This is a genomic window from Polaromonas sp. P1_G2 (assembly GCF_056405515.1).
On the sequence record NZ_JBFUBY010000898.1, the window covers coordinates 1 to 517 of the forward strand.

General features: G+C 64.0%; 1 protein-coding gene. It reads right to left on the bottom strand.

Translation table 11 applies throughout. From position 1 onward, the window contains the following. On the bottom strand, positions 1–517 hold a 517-nt coding region (locus tag AC1D0P_RS28230), incomplete at both ends, for a cobaltochelatase subunit CobN (RefSeq protein WP_477679756.1).

Consider the following 517-nt stretch of genomic DNA (forward strand, 5'->3'; position numbering starts at 1 on the left):
ACCCAGCGCCATAGGTACCCGGCTTCGAGCCGAAGACGCGGCTGCCGGCTCGGCGCTTGTCGAGGTCTGCGGCTTCCCGCTTCATCCGCGCCGCGATCGGATTGTCGGCTTCGTCCTCGTCGAGCGCGCCGATCGCCCGCACCGCCTTGTCGAACAGCGCGATCTGCTCCGGAAAGGCATCACGGAAGAAGCCGGAAATCCTCAGCGTCACGTCGACACGTGGACGCGCGAGGACCGCAACGGGAATAATCTCGTAGCCCGTCACCCGCGCCGAGCTCATGTCCCAAACCGGCTTAGCGCCGATCAACGCCATGGCCTGGGCGATGTCGTCGCCGCCGGTGCGCATGTTGGATGTGCCCCAGGCAGTGATGCCGAAGGAATTGGGCCAGTCGCCGTGATCCTGCACATAGCGTGTCACCAACAGTTCCGCCGACTTCTTGCCAAGCGTCCAGGCGGTCGGCGTCGGTACGGAACGGGTTTCGACGGAGTAGAAATTCTTGCCCGTAGTAAGTACGTC